At 64.6% G+C, this 26455-nt stretch carries 21 protein-coding genes, 1 other RNA gene and 1 pseudogene; 6 read left to right on the top strand and 17 right to left on the bottom strand.

The window, feature by feature from the left end:
- The 5 genes from VEW47_12600 to VEW47_12620 all read left to right on the top strand — a co-directional run.
- Positions 1-965: cadherin-like domain-containing protein (locus VEW47_12600; GenBank protein HYS06025.1), on the top strand; the 965-nt coding region annotated here is incomplete at its 5' end.
- Entirely contained in the window at positions 929-1534 is a 606-nt protein-coding gene (locus VEW47_12605) for a hypothetical protein (GenBank protein ID HYS06026.1), read from the top strand. The genes VEW47_12600 and VEW47_12605, both read left to right, overlap by 37 nt.
- Positions 1531-1665: a hypothetical protein gene (locus tag VEW47_12610; GenBank protein ID HYS06027.1), complete on the top strand. Its 135-nt coding sequence runs from the start codon at positions 1531-1533 to the stop codon at positions 1663-1665. The genes VEW47_12605 and VEW47_12610 overlap by 4 nt, the downstream gene beginning before the upstream one ends.
- A gap of 67 nt (positions 1666-1732) precedes the next feature.
- A complete protein-coding gene (locus tag VEW47_12615) occupies positions 1733-2581 on the top strand; it encodes an MBL fold metallo-hydrolase (protein HYS06028.1) in 849 nt (282 codons plus the stop codon).
- 903 nt (positions 2582-3484) lie between these two features.
- Entirely contained in the window at positions 3485-4402 is a 918-nt protein-coding gene (locus VEW47_12620; GenBank protein HYS06029.1) for an NAD(P)H-binding protein, read from the top strand.
- Positions 4403-4877: 475 nt separating this feature from the next.
- Here VEW47_12620 and VEW47_12625 read toward each other — a convergent pair whose 3' ends face one another.
- The 4 genes from VEW47_12625 to VEW47_12640 all read right to left on the bottom strand — a co-directional run bounded on the left by VEW47_12625 (position 4878) and on the right by VEW47_12640 (position 9466).
- Complete coding sequence (locus VEW47_12625) at positions 4878-6029, bottom strand: lipid A deacylase LpxR family protein (protein HYS06030.1); 1152 nt, start codon at positions 6027-6029, stop codon at positions 4878-4880.
- 731 nt (positions 6030-6760) lie between these two features.
- A complete protein-coding gene (locus VEW47_12630; protein ID HYS06031.1) occupies positions 6761-7594 on the bottom strand; it encodes an enoyl-CoA hydratase/isomerase family protein in 834 nt (277 codons plus the stop codon).
- A gap of 57 nt (positions 7595-7651) precedes the next feature.
- Positions 7652-8356 (bottom strand): alpha/beta hydrolase, encoded by a 705-nt coding sequence (locus VEW47_12635; protein ID HYS06032.1) that lies wholly within the window; start codon positions 8354-8356, stop codon positions 7652-7654.
- A 177-nt stretch (positions 8357-8533) separates the two neighbouring features.
- A complete protein-coding gene (locus VEW47_12640) occupies positions 8534-9466 on the bottom strand; it encodes an AraC family transcriptional regulator (GenBank protein HYS06033.1) in 933 nt (310 codons plus the stop codon).
- Positions 9467-9953: 487 nt separating this feature from the next.
- On the opposite strand from VEW47_12640, the gene VEW47_12645 reads away from it, so the two are divergent.
- The gene (locus tag VEW47_12645; protein HYS06034.1) at positions 9954-11543 is read left to right on the top strand and encodes an alkaline phosphatase family protein; all 1590 of its coding nucleotides are present in this window, start codon (positions 9954-9956) and stop codon (positions 11541-11543) included.
- Between the two features lie 139 nt (positions 11544-11682).
- On the opposite strand, the pseudogene VEW47_12650 reads toward VEW47_12645, so the two are convergent.
- The 13 genes and pseudogenes from VEW47_12650 to VEW47_12710 all read right to left on the bottom strand — a co-directional run.
- A pseudogene (locus VEW47_12650) lies at positions 11683-11946 on the bottom strand (cytochrome c biogenesis protein DipZ).
- A 105-nt stretch (positions 11947-12051) separates the two neighbouring features.
- Positions 12052-13266 carry an epoxide hydrolase gene (locus VEW47_12655; protein HYS06035.1) on the bottom strand — a complete coding sequence of 405 codons (1215 nt, stop codon included), beginning with the start codon at positions 13264-13266 and terminating at the stop codon, positions 12052-12054.
- Between the two features lie 262 nt (positions 13267-13528).
- The gene (locus VEW47_12660) at positions 13529-14158 is read right to left on the bottom strand and encodes a response regulator (GenBank protein ID HYS06036.1); all 630 of its coding nucleotides are present in this window, start codon (positions 14156-14158) and stop codon (positions 13529-13531) included.
- 51 nt (positions 14159-14209) lie between these two features.
- Positions 14210-14602, bottom strand: coding sequence for a response regulator (locus VEW47_12665; protein ID HYS06037.1), 393 nt, complete (start codon positions 14600-14602; stop codon positions 14210-14212).
- A 3-nt stretch (positions 14603-14605) separates the two neighbouring features.
- Positions 14606-16591, bottom strand: coding sequence for an ATP-binding protein (locus VEW47_12670; protein HYS06038.1), 1986 nt, complete (start codon positions 16589-16591; stop codon positions 14606-14608).
- Positions 16588-17424: an MEDS domain-containing protein gene (locus VEW47_12675; protein HYS06039.1), complete on the bottom strand. Its 837-nt coding sequence runs from the start codon at positions 17422-17424 to the stop codon at positions 16588-16590. The genes VEW47_12670 and VEW47_12675 overlap by 4 nt, the downstream gene beginning before the upstream one ends.
- Positions 17425-17753: 329 nt before the next feature.
- Positions 17754-18101, bottom strand: a transfer-messenger RNA (tmRNA) gene (ssrA, locus tag VEW47_12680).
- A 60-nt stretch (positions 18102-18161) separates the two neighbouring features.
- Positions 18162-19016, bottom strand: a complete 855-nt coding sequence (locus VEW47_12685) for an AcvB/VirJ family lysyl-phosphatidylglycerol hydrolase (GenBank protein HYS06040.1) — start codon at positions 19014-19016, stop codon at positions 18162-18164.
- 5 nt (positions 19017-19021) lie between these two features.
- Positions 19022-20275 (bottom strand): Glu/Leu/Phe/Val dehydrogenase, encoded by a 1254-nt coding sequence (locus tag VEW47_12690; GenBank protein HYS06041.1) that lies wholly within the window; start codon positions 20273-20275, stop codon positions 19022-19024.
- A 149-nt stretch (positions 20276-20424) separates the two neighbouring features.
- On the bottom strand, positions 20425-23013 hold the full coding sequence (locus tag VEW47_12695) for a malic enzyme-like NAD(P)-binding protein (GenBank protein ID HYS06042.1): 2589 nt from the start codon (positions 23011-23013) through the stop codon (positions 20425-20427).
- Complete coding sequence (locus VEW47_12700) at positions 23010-23669, bottom strand: redox-sensing transcriptional repressor Rex (protein ID HYS06043.1); 660 nt, start codon at positions 23667-23669, stop codon at positions 23010-23012. The genes VEW47_12695 and VEW47_12700 overlap by 4 nt, the downstream gene beginning before the upstream one ends.
- Before the next feature lie 72 nt (positions 23670-23741).
- The gene (locus tag VEW47_12705; protein HYS06044.1) at positions 23742-25199 is read right to left on the bottom strand and encodes an NADH-quinone oxidoreductase subunit N; all 1458 of its coding nucleotides are present in this window, start codon (positions 25197-25199) and stop codon (positions 23742-23744) included.
- A partial coding sequence (locus tag VEW47_12710) for an NADH-quinone oxidoreductase subunit L (GenBank protein HYS06045.1) occupies positions 25196-26455 on the bottom strand: 1260 nt, incomplete at its 5' end. The genes VEW47_12705 and VEW47_12710, both read right to left, overlap by 4 nt.

A 26455-nucleotide genomic window follows, 5' to 3' on the forward strand; every position in this document is an offset into this window, starting at 1 on the left:
CGGACCGGGGCGATCAGTTCTTCCTCCGTGCCGGCGCCGATTCGACCGGAGTCCAGACCTTCAAGTACGGCACGGCCGTCAGGGACTTCGGCGGCGCGATCATCTACACCGACCGGGGCGACCTCGACGTTGGCGCGTTCGATGCCACGAGCAAGACCGTGAGGCTGAAAGTTGCTATCAGCAAGCTGAACGCCATCCTGACGGCGGCGGGGCATCCGACGCTGGGGCACGGCTCGATCCTGGCGGGATTGCGCGGCCAGGCGTTCACGAACGCCCAGGGGAACAACGTCAAGCTCGACTCGACGCGCGGGGGAACACAATTCAGGCTCAACCGGCCGCCCGTGGCGGCCGATGACGGCTACAGCCTCAACGAGGGCTCGACGCTGGCGGTCCCCGCGCCCGGTGTCCTCGCCAATGACAGCGACCCCGACGGCGACCCGTTGAGCGCGATCCTCGTCAGCGGCCCCGCGCACGGGTCGCTCGCGCTCACTCCCGACGGCACGTTCGTCTTCGCGCCGAACCCCGGCTTCAGCGGGATCGACGGCTTCACCTACAGGGCCAGCGATGGCAACGACGACTCCGGTGTGGCGAACGTCTCGCTCACCGTCTTCCCGAGGGCCGGATCGATCCCGGACGGGGGCGGCGTTCCAGGCACACCGCTCACGATCTCGGCGGCCGGCGGGAATCTCACGCTCACCTGGGGCTCCTCGTGCAGGACGGGCGACACGGACTACGAGATCTACGAGGGGACGCTGGGCGCCTACTCCAGCCACACGCAGAAGTTCTGCAGCACGAGTGGCGCGACGACCAGGACGTTCCCGCAACCGCCCGGGAGCACGTACTACCTGGTGGTTCCCCGCAACACGGCGCGGGAAGGCTCCTACGGACGGGCAAGCGACGGCACGGAACGTCCGCAAGGAAACAACGCGTGCGTGCCGCAGGCAATCGCTGCGGCCTGTCCATGATGGCGAGCGAATCGGGCTGCTACCTGCCGCGGACTCGAGTCTTGCTGTCTATCATGGGATCCCTCGTCCTGCTCTCGGCGGCGTCCCCTCATGCGGAGTTCGACGCCTGCTCGATCATCACCAGAGCCGAGATCGAGGCCGTGCAGGGTGAGCCGGTGACCGACACGAAAAGCAGCGCTCCAGACCGGCCCGTCTTTACCGTCGCCCAGTGCTTCTACACCGTGGCCACCTTCAGCAAATCAGTGAGCCTGGAGGTGACCCGGAGAGACCCGAAGAACCCGGCCGAAGACAGTCCACGAGATCAATGGAAAAAGCTGTTTCATCCTGCAGTCCGTAAGAACGATGATGAGAAGGGGTCCAGCCCGCCGCTGGTAGTGAAGGGCGTCGGTGCCGAGGCTTTCTGGATGGGCAACGCCATTTCCGGAGGGCTGTACGTTCTCGTCCTGGAGAACGATACCTACTTCCGGATCAGCCTTGGCGGATCCGAAGAGGGGCCGGTCAAGATCGAAAAAGCGAAGACGCTGGCCCGCAGGGCGATTCCGCGCCTCCGAGGCAACCCTCCTGGGTGAATGGTTTCGGCGAGGGCGTGCGCAACCCCGAGGCCCAGAGCCGGATCCAGGCCGCGATGAAGCGCGGCCTCCAGACCCGAGACGCGGAAATGGACCTGGCCCGGATGCTGGGCGACCTGGCCGACCACTGATCGAACACCTGACGTACGGAGGCGCACCTATAATGGCGCCACGTCATTTGCCGAGACTGGAGAATACATGTCTACGTCTAAGCTCAAAAGGGAACTTCTTACCAAGAAGCGTGGCAGCTCCACCCAAGGAATTCCCGCCGGCAAGGAGCATCTTGCGTGGGTAACCAATACAGTGACGCTCATTCATGGCGAACGTGATGCCGTACTCGTTGATACGTTTCTGTCCGCGCAGCACTCGAAGGAGCTTCTGGATTGGGTCGTCGAGACTGGCAAGAATCTTGTCACCATTTACGTCACCCACGCCCATGGTGACCACTACTTCGGTCTGAAGGTCTTGCTCGATAGATTTCCCAATGCCGAAGCAGTCGCCACCGCTCCTGTGGTCGCGGCCATTCAAAACCAGATCAAACCTGACGTTTTAAAAACCGTCTGGGAACCGCGCTTCCCCGGACAACTTCCGTCGCAGTTGATAGCGCCGGAGGTTCTCGATGGAGATACCTTCTATCTTGAGACAGAAGCGCTGAAAGTCGTCGACCTCGGCCATACCGACACTTCGCACTCGACGGCGCTGTATGTGCCTTCCATTGGCTTGGTCGTATCAGGGGATTGTGTTTACAACAACACACACCTTTATCTCGCGGAGTGCGACGAAAGGGCCAGGAACGAGTGGCTTCAAGCGTTGGATAGAATCGACTCCCTCCATCCGAAAGCAGTCGTGGCTGGACATGGCGTGCTTGATCCCGACAGCTCGCCGCGTCACATCGAGGAAACCCGACGCTACATCCACGACTTCAACGCTTGCCTGCCAACTACATCGACGCCGCTGGAGCTTTACGAGAGGCTGCTCTCATTGCATCCGAACCGGGTCAATCCGGGGTCGCTCTGGGCGGCTGCAAAAGCTGCGAAACCATCCTAGGGCACGATTAAGTGAACGGTGGCCATCATGAGGCGAACGCGACCACCGATCGAAGACTAATCGTACCGAGGCACGCCTATGTCGCTCACCCAACTCGTCCTCGATGGGCCCCTGGCCGTCCTCAGTCTCGTTCGCGCGGGTGGCAATCGGATCAGCTTCGAGATGCGCTGTCTTGGAGACATGCCGAAGACGAATTTTCCCTCCCCGTATTGCTCACACAATCCAGCCCCGCCGAAGGGGAGGCCGATGGGTTCGTGCGCGTCGCGCGTTCTATATCCGTTGGCATGTCTGACGATGGCGGCCTGCGGAAACTATGGCGCTCTCGCCGTTGGCTCACTTGCGAAGGCTGATCCCCCATCGCGTGTCGATCAGTCGGTTCTGATCCCGGCTAGCCGATTCACCGCGCTCCACAACCTCGACTTTCGGTCCTGAGCGCGCTCCTCGATCGTTTCCAGCTCGCGAGGCGAGGAGGCCGCTTGTTCCGCTTATCCGCGTTCGTAACTTCACGCGAGCAGGGAGACGGGCATTTCGCTATCTCGTTGAATCGGATTGCCCAACAATTGGTTGAAGCCGGTCGGGCAGCACAAGATTCGGATTGAGTTGGTCAACGCCAACCACCAAATCTTCCCCGGACAGGCCAGGACAGTGACGTTCACATTGCCAGTCGCCGTGGCTCACGAGCACTGAAGTTCGTTCGTGGTAGTTTGAGTGAACAGGCATCTCGATCCGGAGTACGCGTAGCGGGACTCCTGGGCCAGTCGGGACGTCAGGGGTTGGTGTTCCCCAGGCTGGGATTCCTGGGGTAAGCTGGCGGGCGTCAGCCTCGTATTTGGACGCGAGGCAGTCAGGTAAGCAGCCGTCCCCGAGACGGAATTCTAGTTCGGCGAAAGGGAGGGAAGTTGCATGGCCGCTAACGAATCGATCCTCGTAACCGGGGCAGCCGGTCAACTCGGGGCGGTCGGGCGAACCGTGACCGGCCTGCTCCTCGATCGCGGGCTTCCGGTTCGCGCCATGGTCCGCCGCGAGGACGACCGGGCTGCGGCCTTGCGGACCGCTGGCGCCGAGGTGGTGGTCGGAGACCTACTCGAACCGGCCGATGTCTATCGGGTCGTCAACGGATGTCGGCGGGTCTACTTCGGCATGTCCGTGTCCGCCGGGTACCTGGAGGCGAGCGTGACTATGGCGGCGGTCGCCCGGGAAGTCGGGGTGAACGCCCTGGTCAACATGTCCCAGATGACCGTCTCCCAGATGAGCATCCAGAACACCACCCCGAGCCCTCAGCAGCGGCAGCACTGGCTCAGCGAGCAGGCGCTCGCGTGGTCCGGCCTGCCGGTCGTCACCATCCGGCCGACGGTCTTCCTGGAGGGCTTCTTCCTCCCCCTCACCGGTCCGGCCGTCCGCAACCGAGGCCGCATCGAATTGCCGTTCGGGCGGGGCAAGACCTCTCCGGTTGCCGCGGCTGATGTCGCTCGGGTAGTCGCTGCCGTCCTCGCCGACCCTGGGCCGCACCTGGGCCGGATATACGAACTCACCGGTCCGCGGTCGCAGGACATGCACGGGGTCGCCCGGGAATACTCGGAGGCGCTGAACCGTGAGGTCACGTACGCGGACATTCCCCCCGAGGATTGGGAACGGGAGCTGAAAAGGGCTAAGTTGCCGGAGCACCTGACCCGGCATCTGGTGACGCTGGCCGAGCTACACCGGGCGGATCGGTTTGACCGGATGACGGACGGCGTGGAGCGGGTGACCGGCCGGCCGGCGATGAGCGTCCGGGAATTTGTGTCGCTTCACGCGGATGAGTTTGGCGGCCGTCGATCTTAAAGGTCCGCCACGCCGAACAAGCGCTTGCACCTGACCGCCTCCAGCCTACGCTCGTCCCTCGCTCCGGCTTCCGGCAGCAGGTGAAGCGTGGCGTGGGGCAGACAGGGTGCGACGACGATGACGATACAAACGGTCGGCCTCAGGTCTTGGGGAAGTATCGGCTTGGAACTTGTCACGCGTGGCTGTGGATCAGGATGAGCCGTCTCCCCGAGCTTGCCACCGAGCTGGTCCATTCCGGAGTCGATGTGATCGTCACGTCGACCAACCCAAGGAATCGTACATCTACCCGGCCAAGGCGTTCTCGCCCGGCGGTGCCCTGGAGATCCAGTTGGTCCAGGAAGGCCGGGAGGAGAGACCGGAGATCGAAAAGCTGCCTCGCGAGCTGCAGGAGCGCCTGTGGGCGGAGATCGCGCCGACCTCCAGCGATCCGAAGGATGGCTGAATGGGTCGACGCTGGCCAGGCAACGAATCAGGCTTAAAAGCGATATTCGAAGGAGAAATTGACCCAGTCGAGCCCGCCATTGAGGCCGCTCGGAAGGGAGCCGAAGTAACGGTAATACGTGAGGTGGACGCTGAACGGGACCCGCGTAAGGTGCACACCGAGGAGCCCTTGCTTTGCTCCGGGATAAGAATCCAGGGCGGGATGGGTTCCTCCGTTCTCGGTCGGGCCCCCCTCGGCCGGCGCCAGGTAGGTGATCCAGGCGTAGCGTCCAGTCAGGTTGAAATAGAAGCGCCAGCCCTTCAGGTTCGTCAACGGTTTCTCCGGGTCGAAGTAGACCGGGTCGAGGACCATGCCGATCCCTGCCGGATCGGGGTTCTTGGTGAACCCCATCGGCAGGCCCCATCCGAACCGGAACTCGACCTCGCCGTTCAGGCGCGTGGTCAGATTCCCGACGGCTGCCTCGCTGCCGAGAGCCAGGTCGGTGGCGAACCGTCCCGGCAGATACGCCGCCTCCTCGACCACGTAGAGCTTGTGGCGGTATTCATAATTCAGGTTCACCAGCGTCTTGTTCGAGAGCTGGTTCGCCCACCCCTCGGGCGTCTCTCCGAACCCGAGGTCCTCGTGGACGAACTTCTGGACATGCTCCGCCTGCGAGCAGGGACCCATGCACCCCAGGTAGAGCTGCATCGCACCCAATCTCTTGTTGTCGTAAGACGACCAGGTGCCGCTCGCGCCGAGGATTCCCGCCCACGGCGTATCGTTCGGTTGGGGAGCGGCGATGCTGATGTCCTCCGGCGTCAGGATGATCTGGCTGAGCGCGAACGCCCAGCGGGCGACGCGGCGGCCCTGACCGTCGTCGCCCAGGCCGGGCAACTTGCCGATCCAGCCGGCAAAGGCGGGATTCCATCGATCCATCACCCGCGAATGAACCTGAAAGCTCCAACCTGCCGTGAACGCGTCGTCGGATCCGAGGAAAGTGTCGTTGTCGAACTCGAAGCGGAACAGCTTGAGGTCCCAGGGCGATTTCGGCTGCCGGTCGCCCGCGGTGAGGGCCGTGGAGAGTCCGCAGAACGCCACGATCGCAACCGCCCGCGCCAGGGACCGACGGGAGCGGACGACCGCGGAGAGGATTGCGGGCGCGCTCCCAGCGGAAGCCCTGCGTTCGGTGGTGGAATCGTAGTTCATCGTTCGTCGCTATCTCGGCGGATGATCACACTTGATGCTGGCCGTCGTCAAGAGCCGATAGAGTCCAGGCAGGCAGGCGCCCTATGAGATCCGCCCCGTCCCCTACCCCGTTCCACCACCCGCCAGCGGCGGCGAAGTTGACGGATTAGCTCTTACCGGACCTATAATCTCAGCTTGAACTTCCTCATCGCGGCCGAGCAACACGGCATCGTCCTGCAAATGGAGAATCGATTCGGCGAGCTGCTGGCGACGCTCATCGACACCTAAGGCGAGACGACTGTCACGGTGGCGTTCGGTCGACAGGAGTTCCGTATTGGCCGCCAAGAGCAAAGCGTCGAGTGGATGGGCCGACGGACTCGATATGCTGTTGCTGGGCGGCGGATATCGTTCGGTGTGAGAAAGGCGAGATCGAGAGGGCATCGTGAGCACGATTGATTGTCCACCGATCGAGCCGGCGCGCACGTCGCGTGTGCTCGTCGCGGCCACCGCCCGGTCCCCCACCCCGTTCCCAGGTTGACGGAATACACCGCGCCGGCTTTTCCTCTACTACCCCAGTCGACGGCAACTGGGAGTCGCGCTCTCGGCGCTCATCGAGGCCCTGCGATTGAGGTAACCGAGTCAGGGCGCAGGATCAGACGGCCTGCCTCGTACCATGAAGCCGAGTGTGCATGTTGTGGCGATTGGCAAAAGCAATTTGCCAGCTCGGCTAGCTGCGCATCGCCACATGGTGACTACGTCTCAAGCAGTGTATCGAGCTCCGCGGGCCACCGATGCTCAAAGTCGCCGTCACTTTGGAGTCCGCGCTTTAATAGAGCTTGGATTCGCTGTTGCGTTTCAGTCCATGTCAGGGCTGCCTGAAAGGAGTTGAGGGCGTCGAGGAGCCGGTCGGCGGATGGCAACGAGACCTGGTTAACGAGGTTCTTGGCCGCCGCGATAGCACCCCGGTCGAAGGAAGCAATCCGGCGAGCGAGCGCGTCGACGAAGCTGTCCAGCTCCGCGTCCGGAAATGCCCGGTTGACGTATCCGTATCGTTCCGCAGTCTCGCCGTCGAAGTCGTTCGCGCCGAGAACGATTTCCAGCGCCCGGCCGCGACCGACGAGATGTGGGAGGCGTTCCGTACCCCCGCCGCCGGGATGCAATCCCACCCCCACTTCGGGTTGGCCCAGACGCGTGTTCTCGCGCGACGCAAAGCGCATGTCGCAGGCGAGGACGAACTCGCTGCTCACGCCCCGGACGCAGCCTCGGATCTTCGCGATGCTGACCACCGGCGACTTGGTGAGGCGGACGAACGTATCCATCAGAATCGGGAGGCCGGAAGGCCCGACAGCTGTGGTGATGTTCCCCGTCTTGCCGGTCAAATCAAAGTGGGCAAGGTAGAAGTCAGGATTCGCGCTCTCGAATACAACGACACGCAGGCTCGGGGTGGCATCCATTCGAGCGAGGAGATCCTGGAGCCCTTCGAATATGGTGGCGTCTACAATGTTGAAAGGCGGGTTTTCGAACAGAACCCTCCAGTACGCAGACGTTTCCTCGATGACCCGCACATGCACCGCTGATTCAGGCATGACTCGAGCTCCTTTTTTCTTATAACGCCGCGACGCCAAGCTCGTCAACCGCGATCCCTACGCGACCGTGGCGCGGGCCTGAACGGCCTTTGCGGCGGTCCGGATCACGTCAGTCACCAGGTCGGGCTTGGAGAGCATAGGGACGTGGCTGCTCGCGACCTCAGTCACTTTGGCGCCCATGCGCTTGGAGACGAAGCGTTGCAGCTCGGGGTGCACGGTCCGGTCTTGCGTGGCTACGATGTACCAGCTCGGCTTCGACTTCCACGCAGTACCGTCGACCTTCTGATTGAACAAGTCCACGTCTGGTGCATAATGCGTCGCCCACGTAATCTTCTGCTCAGGCTCCGGCAGGTCTCCCGCAAATGCGCGGACGCCCTGCGGCTTCATCCAAACGCGCCCGTCCGCTACTTCGATGTGGGAGAAAACGTCGGTGACGGGGAATTTCGCCTGCTGGCTCTGCGATGTCTCGTCCGCGTCCGGGGCGAGTGCAGCAATGTAGATCAGGGCGGCGACGCGGTCGTCGGTTCCAGCCGCAGTGATGACGCTTCCGCCATAAGAGTGTCCGACGAGGATAGCCGGCCTGCTGACCCGGCCCAGCGTGCGTTTCACCGTGGCGACATCGCCTGCAAGTGTGTCGAGGCCGTACTGGGCAGCGACCACCTGATACCCATCCGCCTGAAGCGTGGGAATCACCTTGTTGAAGCACGAGCCGTCGGCCCAGATCCCGTGGCAGAACACGATGCTAGGCTTGGGTTGCGTCATTTTGCTCTCCTTGGTTGCCTGTCAGGCTTCGACAGAACCGGACATTGAAGGTGTCCCACGGACGCTATGCTCAAGGCTGGCTGCTTTCTTGCAGAATTGTGCTGCTTTTGTTGTTTATCGCCTAAAGATGAGTCCCAGTAGGCGCGACTGTCTCTAAACGCCAGGAAATATGGGGCCTTACGCTCGGAAATTCCCAGTCATGTGATGGCGGCGCCATCTTCCGGGGCTGACCCCGACGAGTTGATGGAATATGCGCGTGAACGCTGCCTGGTCGTTAAATCCCGACTGAATCGCGATGTCGATCAGCGACATGCTGGTCTGGCTCATCAGTTGTTTGGCGTGGTCGATGCGATGCTGAATCAGCCACTGGTGAGTGGAGGTGCCGAAAGAGATTTTAAATGAACGGGCAAAGTGGCTGACGGAAAGTCCGCATTCGCGTGCAATGTCGGAAAGCCTGATCCGGCCATGCATGTTCTCATGAAGAAGTTCCGACGCTCGTCGCTTCTGCCATGGCGCCAGACCTCCCTTTGAAGGCCGTGCTGTTTTCTGGAGTACACCGTACTGCTGGAGAAGATGTGCTCCGAGGACGAGGCTTAATTGATCGAGAGCCAGCACAGAGAGACGGTCGCTCCGCCCAAGGAACGGAAGGATGCCTTTGGTGATCTGGGCAACAACCAGATCGTCTTCGAGCACGGCAAGGCGATAGTCACTCACCCGGCCAAACCCGAGATCCTCGGCAATGTCATCGAGTCCCTTACGAGGAACAGAATAGTGAACGTAATCGAAGGCACCACCTGCCCAGCACCTTGGCTGTGAATCGAAATCGATGACATTGGAGCGAAACGGTTGAACGATGGATGTGACAATGAGCTTGTCTGCTGTCCACACCTGGTAGCTCGATGATGCCAGAGACTTAAGGGAGATCGACACCAGCAGAGCGGGGACGGGCGATAGCTTCGTGATTCGGTCAGGAAGCCCAGCCGGTGACTGGAGCCGGATGATCGTAAAACTCCCCGGAGTATGAAACTGCGATGGAACGGGGGACCTCCCGTCCAATTGAATCAACGTTGTGAAGGGAGCTTCAGGTGACGAAGCGTTCTTGTTGTCCATCGCGACCTCCACCGCCCCGTCGGCCGCGCCGTTCCCAGGCTGACGGGATAGACCTTACCGGACTAATAATCTCAGCTTGAATTTCCTAATACTACCCCAGTCGACGGCAGGTGCCCACCGTGCTCTCGGCGCTCATCGAGCCCCTGCGAATGAGGTAACCGAGTCACCTTCGCCAGGCGCCAGGCGTACACACTTCCCCATGGAGACGGCGGGGAGAGTTCCCGCGTCCCAGATCCCGCCCTTCGTTTTCAGTAGGTTAAATGGTGGAGGCGGCGGGAGCCGAACTCGCGTCGCCCCAAAACGTTAACCGGGTGATGGCGCGCGACTTTCGTCGGACCTCGTTGGAAACTCGTTGTCCTCTGGAGTGCACTGGAATCCTCCCCAGTCTTGGAGACATGTTGGAGACGGAGTCACCACCGTTGCCATCACGCCACGTGAGCCCGTTCGAGTACTCGACGTATCGGGAGAGTTGAGCGATGATGGGGGCATGACAACGTGGCGGACCATGTTCATCCCCTCACGATCGACAGCCTACGGCGCTGTTCTTCTCGCTTTGACCCTGATGGCTTCGACGGTTTTGGGCCAGCAAGCCAAGCGGTCTGAGAGTGATGCGTTTCGAAGCCGGCGTGCGGCGCCGGCCGATGCCGCCACACGTGCGACGCGACAGCGCTTCCTGGAGATGTTCGCTCGCACGTACTTTCCCGGACGGACCGGCCAGCTCCTGATCGTGCCGCGTGAGGGCGACCTCATCACGCGCCCCGATGCAGAGGTGACGTACATGCACGGTTCCCCGTGGCCGTACGACGTCTCGATTCCGCTGATGTTCGCGGGCCCCGCGGTGAAAACGGGCGTGTACTCGATGCCGTGCGTCCAACAGGACGTTGCGCCGACGCTCGCTGCCGCGCTGGGCGTGACGATGCCCCCGACCGCGACAGGCCGTGTATTGCCGGTCTTGCGCCCCGGCTTCGCACGACCGCGCGTCGTCTTCCTCCTCGTTCTGGATGGCATGCGGCCCGACTACTTCGATCGGTACGCCGATGTGATGCCGACGCTTTCCGCCTTACGCCGGCGCGCCGCGTGGTTCACCCAGGCGCGTGTCAACTTCCTGCCCACGAACACCGGCGTCGGACACTCGACCATTTCCACGGGCACAGAACCCAGGGTGCACGGCATCACGGGCAACAGCATCTACGACCGCGTCCACCGGCGGCGCCAGGAGCTGTTCGGCGGAATGGTGCCGCAGGCGCTGATGGCATTGACGCTCGCGGATGTCTGGCAGCTCGCCACGTCGGGCCGCGCGATCGTGTTGGCCCAGGGCAGCATCGACCGCGCCGCGACACCGCTCGCCGGCCATGGCGCGTGTCAGCCGAACGGCTCGCCGGTCGTGCTCGTCTGCTATGACGAGAAGACCGGCTTCTGGCGCACGAACCCCGACTGCTTCCGGCTGCCTGACTACCTGAAGGATCGTAACGCGAGCGCACTCTGGTCGACGGAGAGCGAGTGGCTGCATCACCGGATCGATTCGCCCGCAGCGGTGCGTCGTTCCGCGCTGTTTCCCACGTTCGAAGCCGACGCGATGACCGACATGATCGAGCGCGAGCCGCTGGGAGAAGACGGCGTCCCGGACCTCATCCTCTTGAACTACAAGGGTGCGGATTTCGTGGGGCATCAACACGGCCCCGATTCGAACGAGCTGCGCCTCACCCTCGGCGAAATGGACCGCAATCTGGCGCGCATCATCGGCGCGCTCGTGGCCAAGGTTGGAGAGGATTACCTTCTGGCGGTAACCGCAGACCATGGCATGCCCTCCGCACCGCCGGAGCGCCGGCACTTTGCGCCCGCGATGGTAGACCTGCTGCACCAGAAGTTTGATCCTCAGGAAAGGCAGCTCGTCACGGCCTATGAGCCGGAAAACGCGCAGATGTTCGTGGATGAGGACCGGTTGTCCCATCTCGGCCTGACCCTTGGCGACCTGGCTCGTTTCCTCGAGGCGCAGCCGTTCATCTTCGCGGTCTTCACCCAGGACGACGTGCAGAGCGCGGCCGCGGCGGCGAAGCCGGTGACGCCGGCGCGCTAGGGACGCGAGGGCGAGCCGACGGGAGGCCGGATCGGGACGCCGCCGTCCGATCCCCCGCCCCCCTCCCTCCAGGCAACGTTGACACCCAGGTTGACGGAATAGCTCTTACCGGACCTATAATCTCAGCTTGAACTTCCTCGAGCCCCGCATCCTTGTACTTCTCCGCCCAGGCCTTCAAGTAGGGTAGCGGCCGCAGCGAGTTGATGCAGGTGTACGTCCAGAAGTCGACCAGGACGACCTTTCCACGCAGCGACTCGCCGGTCAACGGCGCGGAGTTCAGCCAGCCGATCGCGCCGCCGAGGTCAGGCATCTCGCCCTCCTCGGCCAAGGCGGGACGACCGCCGGTCCCCAGCGCGCTCAGCACGGCGACCATCGCCGCCCCGATCGCGGGCAGCGCGGCCAGTCCGATGATTTCGATTCTCACGCTGCTCCTCCTCCCAAGCGAGGTGCCCCCTGGCGGTGGGGGAAGACGGCGCGCGCGCACCGCGCGCCATCTTCCCGTCTCCGTCTAGCGAAGCGACCGGAACCCAGCGCGTAGTTCGTTCACGAAGAGCTCCGGCTGTTCCCAGGCCGCGAAGTGCCCGCCCTTGGGGAGCTTGTTGTAGTGGATGAGGCTCGGATAGGCCTTCTCCGTCCAGCTCCGCGGGGCTGGATAGAGTTCGTCAGGGAAGACGCTCACGGCAACCGGGATGGAGACGCCTTTGGCATTGAAATACCCTTTGCCCCAGTACTCCCAATAGAGACGGGCGCCAGAGAGCGCCGTGTTCGTCAACCAGGTGATCGTGATGTTGTCGAGGATGTCGTCGCGGGTGAGGCCCTCGGCTTGTCCTTGAAAGACGCGTGAGATCAGATCGTAGCTGCGTGCGTCGTGATCAAGGAAATAAGCCGCCAGGCCGACGGGTGAGTCCGCGATTCCGCACAGTGTTTGCGGTCGCAGACCCATCTGGAACCCGTAGGCGATTCCCTTTTGATAAACGAACTGCAGACGGTCGTAAGCGAGTTTCTCGTCAGCTGAAAGACCCGATGGCGCCGGCGCGCCGGAAAAGGCCGCCCCGTCAATGTCGGCCGGAAAGATGCCGGGCATGTTGGTGTGAATGCCGAGCAACTCCGGAGGCGCCTGCAGGCCCATCAGATCGGTGATGACCGCGCCCCAATCGCCGCCTTGGGCGACGAATTTCGTGTAGCCCAGGCGCTTCATCAGCACCACCCAGGCACGCGCGATGCGGGCCGGGCCCCAGCCGGCCGTGGTCGGCTTGCCCGAGTACCCGTATCCCGGCATCGATGGGATCACCACATGGAAGGCGTCCGAGGCGCTCCCGCCGTGCGCCCTAGGATTGGTGAGGGGATCGACAATCTTCAGCTGTTCGACGACCGATCCGGGCCATCCGTGCGTGACGATGACCGGCAGCGCATTGTCATGCTTCGAACGGGCGTGGATGAAGTGGATGTCCAGCCCGTCGATCTCGGTGATGAACTGCGGAAGGGCGTTCAGTCTCGCCTCGCACTTGCGCCAGTCGTACTCGGTCCCCCAGTAGCGCGCGAGCTTCTCAACGGTCGCGAGCTGCACGCCCTGCGTGGCGTCAGGGACAGTCTCCCGGTCGGGGAACTTGGTCGCCTGGATGCGCCTGCGCAATTCGGTCAGTTCCGCTTCCGGGACATCCACCCGGAACGGACGCAGGGCCGTCCTGTCAGCGGACTGCGCGTCCATCTGGAACGGAGGCATTGCGGTCCTGTCGGCCGCCCGCCCACTGCCTGGTGTACGAATAGTTTGGGTCATGGTGTCCTCCTCTTTTCGTCCCGCGGCACCGATCCGGAATGGATCGGATAGACCACGAAGACGCGGACAGGATGGGCCCACGAGCGCGCGCGTTCAATTGGACGAAGGTATCGCCGATACCTTCGCATTGGTCTCGAAGGTGGCATGGTATCGGCGATGAGAGGGGAACCGGCGGCGGGTCTTCCGGCCGCGGCAATCGCTCCGAGAGTCAGACCTTCGAAGGAGACCGCAGACCGAGTCTCGCGGACATCGTCACCAGGTCGGGAAGAGAATTGGCCTTCATCTTGCGCATGACCTGACCCCGGTGGGCCTTCACCGTGATCTCGCTGATGCCGAGTTCTCCGCCGACCTGCTTGTTCAACAGCCCGGAAACGACCAGTACCATCACCTGGCGTTCGCGGGGTGTCAGGAGCGTGTAGTAGTCACGCAGCATCTGGATCTCTGCCTCGCGATCCAACGCGGCACGGCTCCGTTCGAGCGCGTTTCGTATGGCGCCCAACAGCATCTCGTCGCCGAAGGGTTTGGTCAGGAACTCGACGGCGCCCGCCTTCATCGCCTGCACCGTCATCGGCACGTCACCGTAGCCGGTGATGAAGATGATCGGCATGTCCGTGCGCTCCACCGCGATGCGCTTCTGCAGCTCGAGGCCGTTGAGGCCGGGAAGAGAGACGTCGAGTACGAGGCAGCTCGGGATCACGGGTCGGGAGCGGGCCAGAAATTCGTGCGCCGATGCGAACGTCTCGGACCGCCAGCCCTCGGAGCCGATCAGCAGCTCCAGCGATTCGCGCACCGAGATGTCGTCGTCAACGACGAAGACGATCGAAGTGGCATCCGACATGGCAGGGCCTCGATGTGCGGTCACATCCCGCCGGCACGGCGTCCGGATTGCTCAGCTCGTCCGAAGAGCGGCATCGAGCGCCTCGAGCAACGCGGTGTCGCTGAACGGCTTGAACAGGCACTCCACGGCGCCCGATTCGAGCATCCGGGGGCGGACGGCCCCATCTCTGAGAGCCGTGATGAACACGATCGGAATCTCCTTCCGGCGCCGCCTCAATTCCAGTTGGAGCTCGGGTCCCGTCATACCCGGCATCGCGATGTCGAGGATCAGGCACCTCGTGTGGCCCACGCAATCCGAGGCGAGGAACTCTTCGGCCGACGAAAACGCGCGGGTGGCGAAACCGAACTCCCTGAGCAGGTCGGGGAGCGATTCGCGCACCGACTCGTCGTCGTCGACGACCGACACGAGCGAGCGACTGTTCACCATGGGTCGTTCACGTGGCATGCGTCACGACCTCCCCTCGATCGGCATCGCACCGTGGGCGCCGATCCTACCCTCGCGTGCACGAGGAATCGAGAACCAGAACGTGGCTCCGGGGCCATCGTTCAGAGTGGCCCAGATGCGGCCGTCGTGGCTTTCGATGATGGAGCGACTGACCGAGAGCCCAACTCCCATACCATCACTCTTGGTCGTGTAGAACGCATCGAAGAGCGCCCCCGCATGGCGAGGATCGAACCCGACTCCCGAGTCCCGCACGGCCAATCGTACCTGGTCCTGCTCGTCAAGGTCGGTCCTGATCAGCAGCTCCCGCGGCCGATCTTCGATGTTTCTCATCGCGTCCGACGCATTCACGAGCAGGTTCAGAATCACCTGCTGGAGCTGGACCAGGTCAGCAGCGACGCGGGGGATATCGTCTGCGAGCACGAGCCGCAGCGTCACCCTGTGTCGCTGGAGGCGGCTCAAGCACAGGGCGACGACTTCGCGCGCAACCTCGTTGAGGTCTACCGACTCGATGACGGGGTCCCTCTTGGTGAAGAGCGCGCGCAACCGTGTGATCACGTCCGAGGCACGGTTGCCGTCGCGGATCGTGCGCCGGGCGGTCTCCCGCGCGCCGGCGACGTTAGGCGGATCGGCCGCCAGCATCCGCAGACAGGTACTCGCGTTGGTGATGATGCCGGACAGAGGCTGGTTGACTTCGTGCGCGATCGACGCCGTCAACATGCCGAGGCTGGTGACCCTCGCGACCTGAGCGATCTCCGATCGAGCCCTGCCGAGCGCCTCTTCGGAAGCACGCCGCTGCGTCACGTCCTGCACCGCACCGATATACTCGAGCCGTCCTTCTGCGTCGCGACTCCCGTGAGCGATGGCGTTCACATACTTCACGGAACCGTCCGGCATCAGCAGTCGGTGCGGGTATTCGAAATCGGCGCCACCGGCGCGTGCCCGTTCGATCCTTTCGTTCATCATCGGCACATCTTCGGGATGGACTCGAGCATTCATCCGTTCGATCGTCACGGGGGTGCCCGGCTCGAACTCGAAGATGCGATAGAGTTGTTCGGACCAGGTGATTTCGTCGGTCGCCACCTTCCAGGAAAAGCTGCCCGTCAAGCTGAGGCGTTGACCCTCTGCGAGAAATGCCTCGCTGCGACGCAACTCTTCCTCAGAACGCAGATCCTTGGCCACCTCGGCCTGTTTGCGTACCGTGATGTCCTGGAACGTCACCAGACTCCTGCGCTCGGAATGGCCCGGGAAAGACAAAGGACGAGCGTCAAGAATGAGCGTCCGCTCCCCCCTGGGCGTCGGGATGTTGTCCACCTCGACGGGTTGGAACGCATCGTTGCCGGCAAGCACCTCTTCGAGCTGGCTACGTAGCGGCACAAGGTCAAAGGTGCCATTCCCGAGTTCGTGGAAAGGGATACCTTGCGTCTCATCGCGAGAGACCCCGAACATCGTATAGAAGGCGCGATTGCCCGACTGGATCCGCTGGTCGGCACTCAAGACAACGAGGGGATCGGCGACCGTGTTGAGGATCGCCTTGGTGCATTCGCGTTCGTAGACGGCCTGATTGATACTTCCGCGGAAAGCCGTCACATTGGTGAAAGTCAGCAAGGCGCCGCTGACCTGGCGTCCGCTGTTGGGATAGGGGGATATCCGAACAACGAACCACCTATCCCCGTCGCGAAAATCGACCCGGGATTCCACTCCGCCGGCGATGACCCGGCTGCATTGCTGTTCCAGGTGGGGCAAGCCGGCAAGTATCGGGATATCGCGGGACGCCCGACCAATGGCCGATGGCGCGAGGCCGAGCACGTCCGCGGCCGCCTGGTTGAAGCAAGAGATGATGAAGTCGCGTCGCACCAAGACGATGGGAACTTCGACGGCATCGAGGATGTCGATCAGATCGGTCGTCGCCATCTGTGCGACGGCATCGCCACCATGGACCCATTGGAAACTGGTCCTATCGCCATTGAGCGTCATGCCCTCCGTCGTCATCGGGCGGCCCCTGAAGCGCGATACAGATTGCGGCTCCGTTGCAGGACGGGATCGGCAACTGCCGGAAGCACCTGGCGCAACGCCAGCAGCAACGCCTGGGCGCGAGGCATGTTCAGTGGCTGCCGATAGTCGGAGAGTAGCTGGTTTTCAAGGACACGGGCTTCGTCCGGGCCGACCGTCTCCCGGAGCGCAACCGCCACGGCGCGTTCCAGCCGAGCGTAGTCCTCCACTGGAATGAGGTGAGAGTGGTTCGTACCCAACCTGGGCAGCATGTGTGTATGAACTTCACCGTTGAAGTTGTCCATCAGGAACGAACAGAAGAGCGCGACGTCAAGCTTTTTGCCGAGCTGATCGAACAAGTCCTCGAGAGCCATGCTGGCGGCAACGTCCCCACGCTCCCACAGAACATTGACCATTTCTCCCCACCAACGCACCTTCGGGTAGCGGCCTCCAGCGCGCGCCTGTCCGATGGCATCCGCGGCGAGGCCGAGGAATACGGGTGAATCCGGCATGGCGTCCCGCATGAAGCGAGGCAGAAATGCGTCGGCGTCGACCACCGTCAGTTGTCCTCGTTCGCGTGCCGCTTCCACATCCACGCCTTCGGCCTCCAGGCGTGGGCGAAAGGCGTTCCAGTGGGTGAGCGTCGGCACCAGAATGATGCCCTCTCCGTTCGCCAGAGCAGCGCCGGCGAACCGACAGACGGCGCGGTTGAGAAAATCCTGATCTTGATAGAGCTGCACGATGTGATCGCATGGCGCGGCGTCTGCCACCACTCGATCCCAGGGCTCGAATTCCCTCACGCCGTCCTCGTGACGTTCAAGCTCATCGTGCATCGTTATCCCCTCCGGTCCGAGCGGAATCTTCTGCGTCAGGCAGGTCCATGATGCTGACCAAGGATTTGCGTGCCGGGTCGTTTAGTACGGCACCCCTCCCCTGCGTCTTCGGCCTAACGAGTGTGTGCGCACAGGATAGCGCATCTCCTTGAGTCTGGGAGCTTCGATCCTGCGCCGGGAACTCGTACCGGACACGTCGTAGGATGCCGCCCCCGGGCGCAATCGTCCATTAGACCTTGGTATTGGAAGTTGCGGGATCTTTCAGAGATAGGACGCGGGAAGCGTTCCCGCGTCCTATCACTAAGGTGTCTATTTGCAGAGATTTGGCTTGGTGGAGGCGGCGGGAGTCGAACCCGCGTCCGGAAGAGATCAGCGTGGGACGTCTACGTGCGTAGCTTCATCGGAAGCGCTCTCGCCGGCCGTCCCCCGACGAAGCAGACAGACGGTCGGCCAGCCCGTTGAGTTTCGCCTTCGGGACCCGGGCCAGGGCCGTCAGGCTATCCCGCTGTTCGGCGCCCAGCCGGTCCCCCGCGGGAGAAGGGTCCGGTGGACGGGCTGCTTAAGCAGCCAGCGCTAACTGTGAGTTGGCGCTTGGTTCATTTCCACCTGTTTAACGAGGAGTGGGCCTCGGCACGCTGCCCCAGCCTCAACAATCCCGTCGAAACCGTTTCGCCCCCACACTTCGGGTCTGTTGTGCTTGGACGCACTGGAAATATAGCACCCGGTTTCCCGGGGGGTCAAGGAACTGCGGGAGGCGCGGCTTTCGGGGCGGTCGAGCCGTCGATCCAGTGGAGCGCGTCCAGCAGGACGGCGAAGAAACCGTCGCGCACCTCGTGGAACTGGCGGTCCCCCCCCTCGACCGGCACGTACTTGTGGGGGCCGCGCGGCGCATCGGCCAGGGCCTTCGCGGCCGAATCCTTGTCGAGGGTCCCCTCCATCAGCGCGACCGGGAGCGGGGCCATCCCTTTGAGCTCCTCCCGGACGTCGAACTGCTCATCCGGCGGGCTGTCCATCTTGAGCTGGACCGAGACGCGGTATACCTTGGCCCCCTTCGCGCCGGGGGCGATGAGGACGGCCCCCTTGACGCCGGGCGGCCGGGTCTTGTTCAGGAGATACGGGATCATCTCCGCGCCAAAGGCGAAGCCGATCAGGATCACGTCCGCGTTCCTGGGCCGTCCGGCGCGCTCATTCACGAAGGCGCGGAATTTCTCCAGGTCCGCGCCGAGGACGGCGGCGGGAACGAGGTTCGCGAAGTAATCGGCCGAGTCGATGCCGAGGACGAAGCGTCCGGTCGAGGCGAGATACGAGGCCAGGTCCTGCTGCAGCGGCCGCCAGCCCCACTCGCCTGAATAGAAGATCACGGGCGTGACGGCGGCGCGCTCCGTCTCCGCAGCCTTCGGAGCGTAGAGCAGCGCCCTGAACCGCGACTGGGGTCCGGTGCTGAAGAGCTTCTCCTCGGGCTGCTGGCGGATCACCGCCCCTTGCGGCGGCGCGCCCCAGGCCAGGCCGGCGACCCCGCAGGACAGGAGGGCGGACATCCGGAGCAGCGAGCCGAGCGGAAGACGGCCCACTGCGACCGGCAGGACGCTCATCGCGCCTACGGGTAGATGCCGCGGATGCGCGTGGCTTCGGCGACCCGCCCGACGGCCAGGATGTAGGCGGCCGTGCGCATGTGAACGTTGAACTTCCGGGCGATCGTCAGGACCTCGCTGAAGGCGCGCGTCATGACCTTCTCGAGGTGATGGTTGACCTGCGCCTCTTCCCAGAAGAACGCCTGCAGGGACTGAACCCACTCGAAGTAGGAGACGGTGACACCCCCGGCGTTCGCCAGGATGTCGGGGATCAGGAAGACGCCGTTCTTGGAGAGGATCTCGTCGGCGCCGGGGGTCGTCGGTCCATTGGCGGCCTCGGCGACGATCTTGGCGCGGATGCGCGGGGCGTTCTCGACGGTGATCTGGTTCTCCAGGGCGGCCGGCACGAGGACTTCGCACTCGAGCTCCAGAAGCTTTTCGTTGCTGATCGGCTCGGCCTCGCGGTAGCCGCGCAGCGAGCCGGTCTCGTCCTTGTGGGCCTGGACCTTCTTGATGTCCAGCCCGCGCGTATTCACGATGCCGCCGCTGCTGTCGGAGACCGCGATTATCGACGCCCCGTCCTCGCTCAGAAGACGCGCCGCCACGCTGCCGGCGTTGCCGAACCCCTGCACCGCCACCCGGGCGCCCTTGAGCGCGACCTTCTTCTCGCGGCAGGCCTCGCGGATGACGAACTGGCAGCCGCGCGCCGTCGCCTCGCTGCGCCCCTGCGACCCGCCGATCTGCAGAGGCTTGCCGGTCACGACACCGAGCTGCGTCGAGCCGACGGTCATCGAGTACGTGTCCATGATCCAGGCCATCGTCTGCGCGTTGGTGTAGACGTCGGGGGCCGGGATGTCGCGCTCGGGGCCGATGATGACGCTGATCTCCGAGGCGTAGCGCCGGGTCATCCCCTCCAGCTCATGCAGGGACATCTTCTTCGGGTCGCAGATGATGCCCCCCTTGCCACCACCGAACGGAATGTTGACCGTGGCGCACTTCCAGGTCATCCAGGAGGCCAGGGCCTTCACCTCGTCGAGAGTGACATTGGGGTGGTAGCGGATGCCGCCCTTGGCGGGGCCGCGGGCCAGGTTGTGCTGCACGCGGTACCCCTCGAACACCCTGATCGATCCGTCGTCCATCTTGGTCGGGACGGAGACGATGAGCTGGCGCTTAGGCCTCCGGAGGACGTCGCGCAGCCAGGACTCGAGCTTCAGATGATCCGCCGCCGTGTCGAACTGCTTCTGCGCGATTTCGAACGGGTTAAGGGTCTCCTTAACCAGCACACTGTCCATGGCGCCTTGCCTCCCGTGTTATGACGAGTCCGGAATCCTTCCCCTGGCCCGGCCGGTCTGATTGTGGGCTTGGAACCATGAGGTTTTACCATAAGAACGACGCGAAATCCAATCGCGACGCGTGCTGCGGGCGGACGCTATTTCACGAGAGGCAGCACCGGCTGGTCGCCGATCGGCTCGCCGGGAAGGGCGCGCAACGTGCCGCCGTACAGGTAGTCGCGCGTGTTCTCGAGGATGAGTCTCGGGTCGACCCGCCGGCGCGCCTCGCCGGTCTCGATGGCGGCCCGCGCCACGGCGGCGGCCACCTCCGGGGCGCCCCGGAAGTCGAGCGCCTTCGGCATGAGATAGTCGGGGGACAGCTCGTAGTCGGGGACCAGGTCGGCCAGGGCGTGCGCCGCGGCGATTTTCATGTCGTCGTTGATGTTGCGCGCCGCCACGTCGAGCGCCCCGCGGAAGATCCCCGGGAAGGCGATGGCGTTGTTGATCTGGTTCTTGTAGTCCGACCGCCCCGTGGCCACGACCGCGGCGCCCGCCTGGAGCGCCGCCTCGGGGGCGATCTCCGGCACCGGGTTCGCCAGCGCGAAGATGATCGGCCGCGCGGCCATGGCACGGACCATGTCCGGGGTCACAACGTTCGGCGCCGACAGGCCGATGAACAGGTCGCGACCGCGCAGGGCCTCGGCCAGCGTCCCCTTCCGTCGCTCCGGGTTCGTGAGCGCGGCCATCGCCTCCTTCTCGGAGTTCATGTGCTCGCGGCCGGGAACGAGGATGCCGTGCGTGTCGCACAGGATCACGTCCTTGACCCCGGCCTTCATCAGAAGACGCGTCACCGCGATCCCGGCGGCCCCCGCCCCGTTCAGGGTCACCTTCACCTTGCCGATGTCCCGCCCGGTGAGACGCAGGGCGTTGATCATCCCGACCAGCACGACGACCGCCGTGCCGTGCTGGTCGTCGTGGAAGATCGGGATGTCGGTCTCGACCCGCAGGCGCTTTTCGATCTCGAAACAGCGGGGGGCCGCGATGTCCTCGAGATTCACCCCCCCGAGGGACGGCTCGAGCGATTTCACGATGGCGATGATCTCCTCGGTGTCCTGCGTGCCGAGGCAGATCGGGATCGCCTCGACGCCGGCGAGTGTCTTGAACAGGACGCACTTCCCTTCCATGACCGGCAGCGCCGCCTCAGGACCGATGTTCCCCAGCCCCAGGACCGCCGAGCCGTCGGTGATGACGGCCACCAGGTTCCCCTTGGTCGTGTACTCCCAGACCTTGAGCGGCGTCTTGATGATCTCGGCCACCGGCACGCCGACGCCGGGATTGGCGATGACCAGGAGCGTGTGCTCGTCCTTCAGGGGGATCTTGCTGACGATCTCGATGGCGCCGTGATAGCGGCGGTGCAGCTCGAGCGCTTCGTCGGCCAGGCTGCGCGCCTCGCTCGTGAAGGCGTGGTCGATCAGCGCCGATTCCCCCTCGTAGACCAGGTGCCGGGTGCGATCCTGGACGTAGTCCGGGTCGACATCGTCCGCCGCCACGCCGAGCGCTATCGCCGCGTTCGCCACCGCTCCGGCGACTGCCGGGCCGACCCGCAGGTCGAGGACGCGCGGCACGATACGGTCGTACCCCAGCTCCTTGTCCGGAACGAGCGAGGCGATGGCGTCGGCCGCGGCGATCAGCATCTCGTCGTAGATGCGCGCCGCGCGGGCGTCGATCACCCCGCGCAGGATCCCCGGGAAGGCCAGGGCGACGTTCATCCCGTGCCGGTAGTTGGCGCCGCCGGTCAGGACCACGGCGGCGCCGGCCGCGCGCGCCTCCTCGGCGCCGATCTCCGGGTCCGGGTTGGCCAGGGCGAAGACGATCGCCTTCTTGCTCATGGTCCTGATCATCTCCGGTTGCACGGTGCGCGCCGCCGACAGCCCGACGAACAGGTCGGCCCCCTTGAGGGCGTCGGCGATGCTGCCCTTGTGGCTGTCCGGGTTCAGCTCGGCGCCCGCCACCTCCTTGAAGCGGTTCATCCCCTCCGGCCGGCCGCGCCAGACGATGCCGTGACGGTCGCACAGTGTGATGTCCGGCACGCCCGCCTTGCGCAGGAAGCGGGCCACGCTGATGCCGGCGCCGCCGGCGCCGGTGATCACCGCGCGGATCGAGCCGATCTCCTTGCCGACGATCTTGAGGGCGTTCCTGAGCGCCGCCAGCACCGTGGCGCAGGACCCCTGCATGTCGTTGAAGAAGAACGGCACCGGCAGGTCCGCCTCGCTCATCCCGTCCAGGGCTTCCAACAATTCGAACGAGCGCGGCGAGGCGATGTCCTCGATGGCGAAGCCGCCGAAGGTCGGCGTCAGACACTGGATGAGGCGCGCCAGCCGGGACGGGTCGCGCTCGGTGACGCACAGCGGGAAGGCGTCGATGCCGGCGAGCGACTTGAACAGGACCGACTTCCCCTCCATCACAGGAAGGGCCGCCAGGGGGCCGGCGTCGCCGAACGAGCCGACCGACGAGCCGTCGGTCAGGATGGCCACGGCGTTGCCGCGCACGGTGTAGATGAACGACGACTCCGGATCGTCGCGGATCGCCAGGCACGGCTCCGCGACGCCCGGCGTGTAGACCAGGCTCAGGACGTACTCGTCGCGGATCGGGATCTTGCTCTGGATGCCGATGAGGCCGCGGCTGCGGCGATAGTGCTCGAGGACTTCCTGCGGGTCGATCCGGTCGGCGCCGGAGGGTCGCTTCACCGCCGCGCCTCCTCGGCCCGCGACAGGTGAAAGACCAGGTTCTCGAGCTGGATCTTCAGATCGACCGCCTTCAGGGTGATCCCGGGACGGGCCTTGAGCTGCGCCGGGGCGAAGTTCAGGACCGCCCGGATACCCGCGCGTCGCACCAGGTCGAACACCTTCTGGGCCGCGGGAGCCGGCACCGCCAGGATGGCGATGCTCACCCTGTCGCGCCGGGCGACCTCGGTCAGCGACCCGATGTCCAGGACCGGCACCCCGCCGCGCGAGCGCCCCCCCACCTTGCCCGTATCATTATCGAACAACGCGACGATCTGGAACCCCCCCGCGTTGAAGCCGGCATAGTCGGCCAGCGCCATACCGAGATTACCCGCCCCCACGATGACGACCTTGCGGTTGCGCGTCAGCCCCAGGATCTTGATGACGTCGTCCTTCAGGTGGGCGACGACGTACCCGACACCGCGCACGCCGAACTCGCCGAAGTACGCCAGGTCCTTGCGGATCTGCGCCGAGTTGAGGCCGAACTTCTCGGCCAGCGTCTGGGAGGAGACGGTCCTGACACCCGCAGTCTGGAGATCCTCGAGGCAGCGCAGGTACACCGACAGACGCTGGGCCGTCAGGTCCGAGATTGCAGCGCCGCTTCGCCGTGGCCCAGCCACCTTGTGCCTCGATTCACAAAGTCGAGGCAATCGTAGCGGCCGCGCGGCGGGGAGTCAAGGCGGGAGCAGGCCTCAGGCCAGCCGCTGCGCCAGCGCCAGGAGGAAGGAGGGGAAGAACCCGATCCAGAGCGTCGCCGCGGCGGCGGCGAAGATGGCGAGGGCCTCGGAGGGGCGGAGCGGCGCCGGGCCCTCTTCGCCGGCCGGGTCGCGGACGTACATCTGCATGACGACGCGCAGGTAGTAGAAGGCGCCGACGACGGAGGCGAGGACGCCGACGATAGCCAGGTCGTAGCGCCCGGCGTCGACGGCCGCCTTGAAGACGTAGAACTTCCCCATGAAGCCGCCGGTCGGCGGGATGCCGGTCAACGACAGCATGAAGATCGCCATGGCGGCGGCCAGAAACGGGCGCCGCCGTGACAGACCCGCGTACGCGGTGATGGCGTATCCCTGGTCTCCCTCACCGGCGCGGCCGAGGATGGCCGCCACGGAGAAGGCGCCGATCGTCATGAAGGCATAGACCCCCAGGTAGAACAGGACCACAGAGCGCCCCGGCCCGCCGGCTCCGGCCGACACGACGGCGACCAGGAGGTACCCGGCATTGGCGATGCTGGAGTAGGCGAGCATCCTCTTGATGTTCTGCTGCGCCAGCGCCACGAGATTGCCGACGACCATCGTCAGGAGAGCAAGGATCGACAGGATGGCGCTCCAGCGCGCGTGCAGAGGCTCGGCCCCCAGGGCGACCGACAGCACGCGCAGGAGCGCCGCGAACGCCGCCGCTTTCGTGCCGGCCGCCATGAAGCCGGCGACCGGGGCCATGGCCCCCTGGTACACATCCGGGGCCCAGAAATGGAACGGCACCGCGGCGATTTTGAAGGCCAGGCCGACGAGGACGAGCGCCGTGGCCGCCAGCACCATCGGGTCGACGGGGCCGCCTCGCTCCGCCGCGATGAGCGAGGCGAGACCGGGCAGGTCGATCCGCCCGCTCGCCCCGTAGAACAGCGCGATCCCGTACAGGAGGAACCCGGTCGAGAAGGCGCCGAGCAGGAAATACTTCAGCGCTCCCTCGATGGCGTTCACCTGGTCGCGCGTAAAGCCGGCCAGCACGTACAGCGAAATGGACAGAATCTCCAGCCCGAGGAAGATGGTGAGGAGGTTCTCGCTCGATGCCATCATCGACATCCCCACGACGGAGAACTGGACGAGGGCGAAGAACTCCCCGAATGCGTGCCCCACGGTCCGCAAGTGGTGCACCGACGCCAGGACCGTCAGGAGCGCGACCACCACGAAGATCAGGTGGAACGCGAGGGCCTGGGAATCGACCAGGATCGCCTGCTCGAACAGCTCCTCGCGGTAGCCCCGCGCCATGAGCGACAGCGCGGCGACGCCGGACATGACGAGGAACGCCAGTGCGGCCAGGCCGTGCCAGCGCACGTCGAGGTCATCGGCCACCGCCACCATCAGCAGGACGAACATCCCGCCGATGGCGGGCAGGAGCATCGGCATCAGGCCGGACAGATCGTTCAGCATCATCGCAGCACGTAGATCAGGATCAGGATCGTTGCGAAGAAGAACAGGAAGGCGTAGTTCTGGACGTAGCCGGTCTGCGCCAGACGCAGCATCTGGCTCGCCAGATCGGTCGCCGCCCCCGCCGCGTTGACCAGGCCGTCCACCAGCTTTTCGTCGAACGCCGCGGCGGCGCGGCACAGTCCGCGGTAGGGACGCAGGAGGATCGCCTCGTACGCCTCGTCGACGTAGAACTTGTCCCTGACGACGCGGGCGAGGCCGGTCGGCTCCGCGGCGGGCGCCATGGCGCCGAGCGGCCGGCGACCGTAGATGGTCCACGCTGTCGCGATTCCCGCGACGGAAACGAGGAGGGTGACGGCGAGGGCGCTCCACTCCGAAGGAACGGCGATCACGGCCGAATCGATCGAGCGCAGGTGCAGGACCGGGGAGAGGTAGTCCTCGAGGTAATTCGGGACGACGCCCCCGCCCAGGAACCTGGGAACGCCCAGGAGGCCCGCCAGAGCCGAGCCGATGGCCAGGACCACGAGTGGCAGCGTCATGACCGCCGGCGACTCGTGCACATGGTGCAGCGTCTCCTCGCTCATCCGTGGCCCGCCGGCGAACACGAGAAGGTAAAGACGGGTCATGTAGAACGCCGTGATGCCGGCGGTGAGGACCCCCATCATCCACAGGGCGAGCAGAATCCCCGCGCCGCTCTCCCCTGCCGCCTCCAGGACCCCGGCGAGGATTCCGTCCTTGCTGAAGAATCCCGCGAAGGGGGGGATGCCGGCGATCGCCAGGACCGCGACCAGGAAAGTCGCGTGGGTCACAGGCAGGCGGCGGCGCAGTCCGCCCATCTTCTTGATGTTCTGCTCCCCGGACATGGCGTGGATGACCGAGCCGGCGCCCAGGAACAGCAGCGCCTTGAAGAAGGCGTGCGTCATGAGGTGAAAGACCGAGGCGGAGAACGCCCCGACGCCCGCCGCCAGCATCATGTAGCCGAGCTGCGACACGGTCGAGTACGCCAGCACCTTCTTGATGTCGTCCTGGGCGACGCCGATGACGGCCGCGAACAGGGCCGTGAATCCCCCCACGATCGCGACCGTCAGCATCGCCTGGGGGGACTGCGCGTACAGGGGAGACATCCGGCAGGTGACGTAGACGCCCGCCGTCACCATCGTCGCGGCGTGGATCAGGGCCGACACCGGCGTCGGGCCCGCCATCGCGTCCGGCAGCCACACGTACAACGGGATCTGCGCCGACTTCCCGCACGCCCCCACGAA

The organism is Candidatus Dormiibacterota bacterium (assembly GCA_035635555.1).
GTDB lineage: Bacteria > Acidobacteriota > Polarisedimenticolia > Gp22-AA2 > Gp22-AA2 > Gp22-AA3.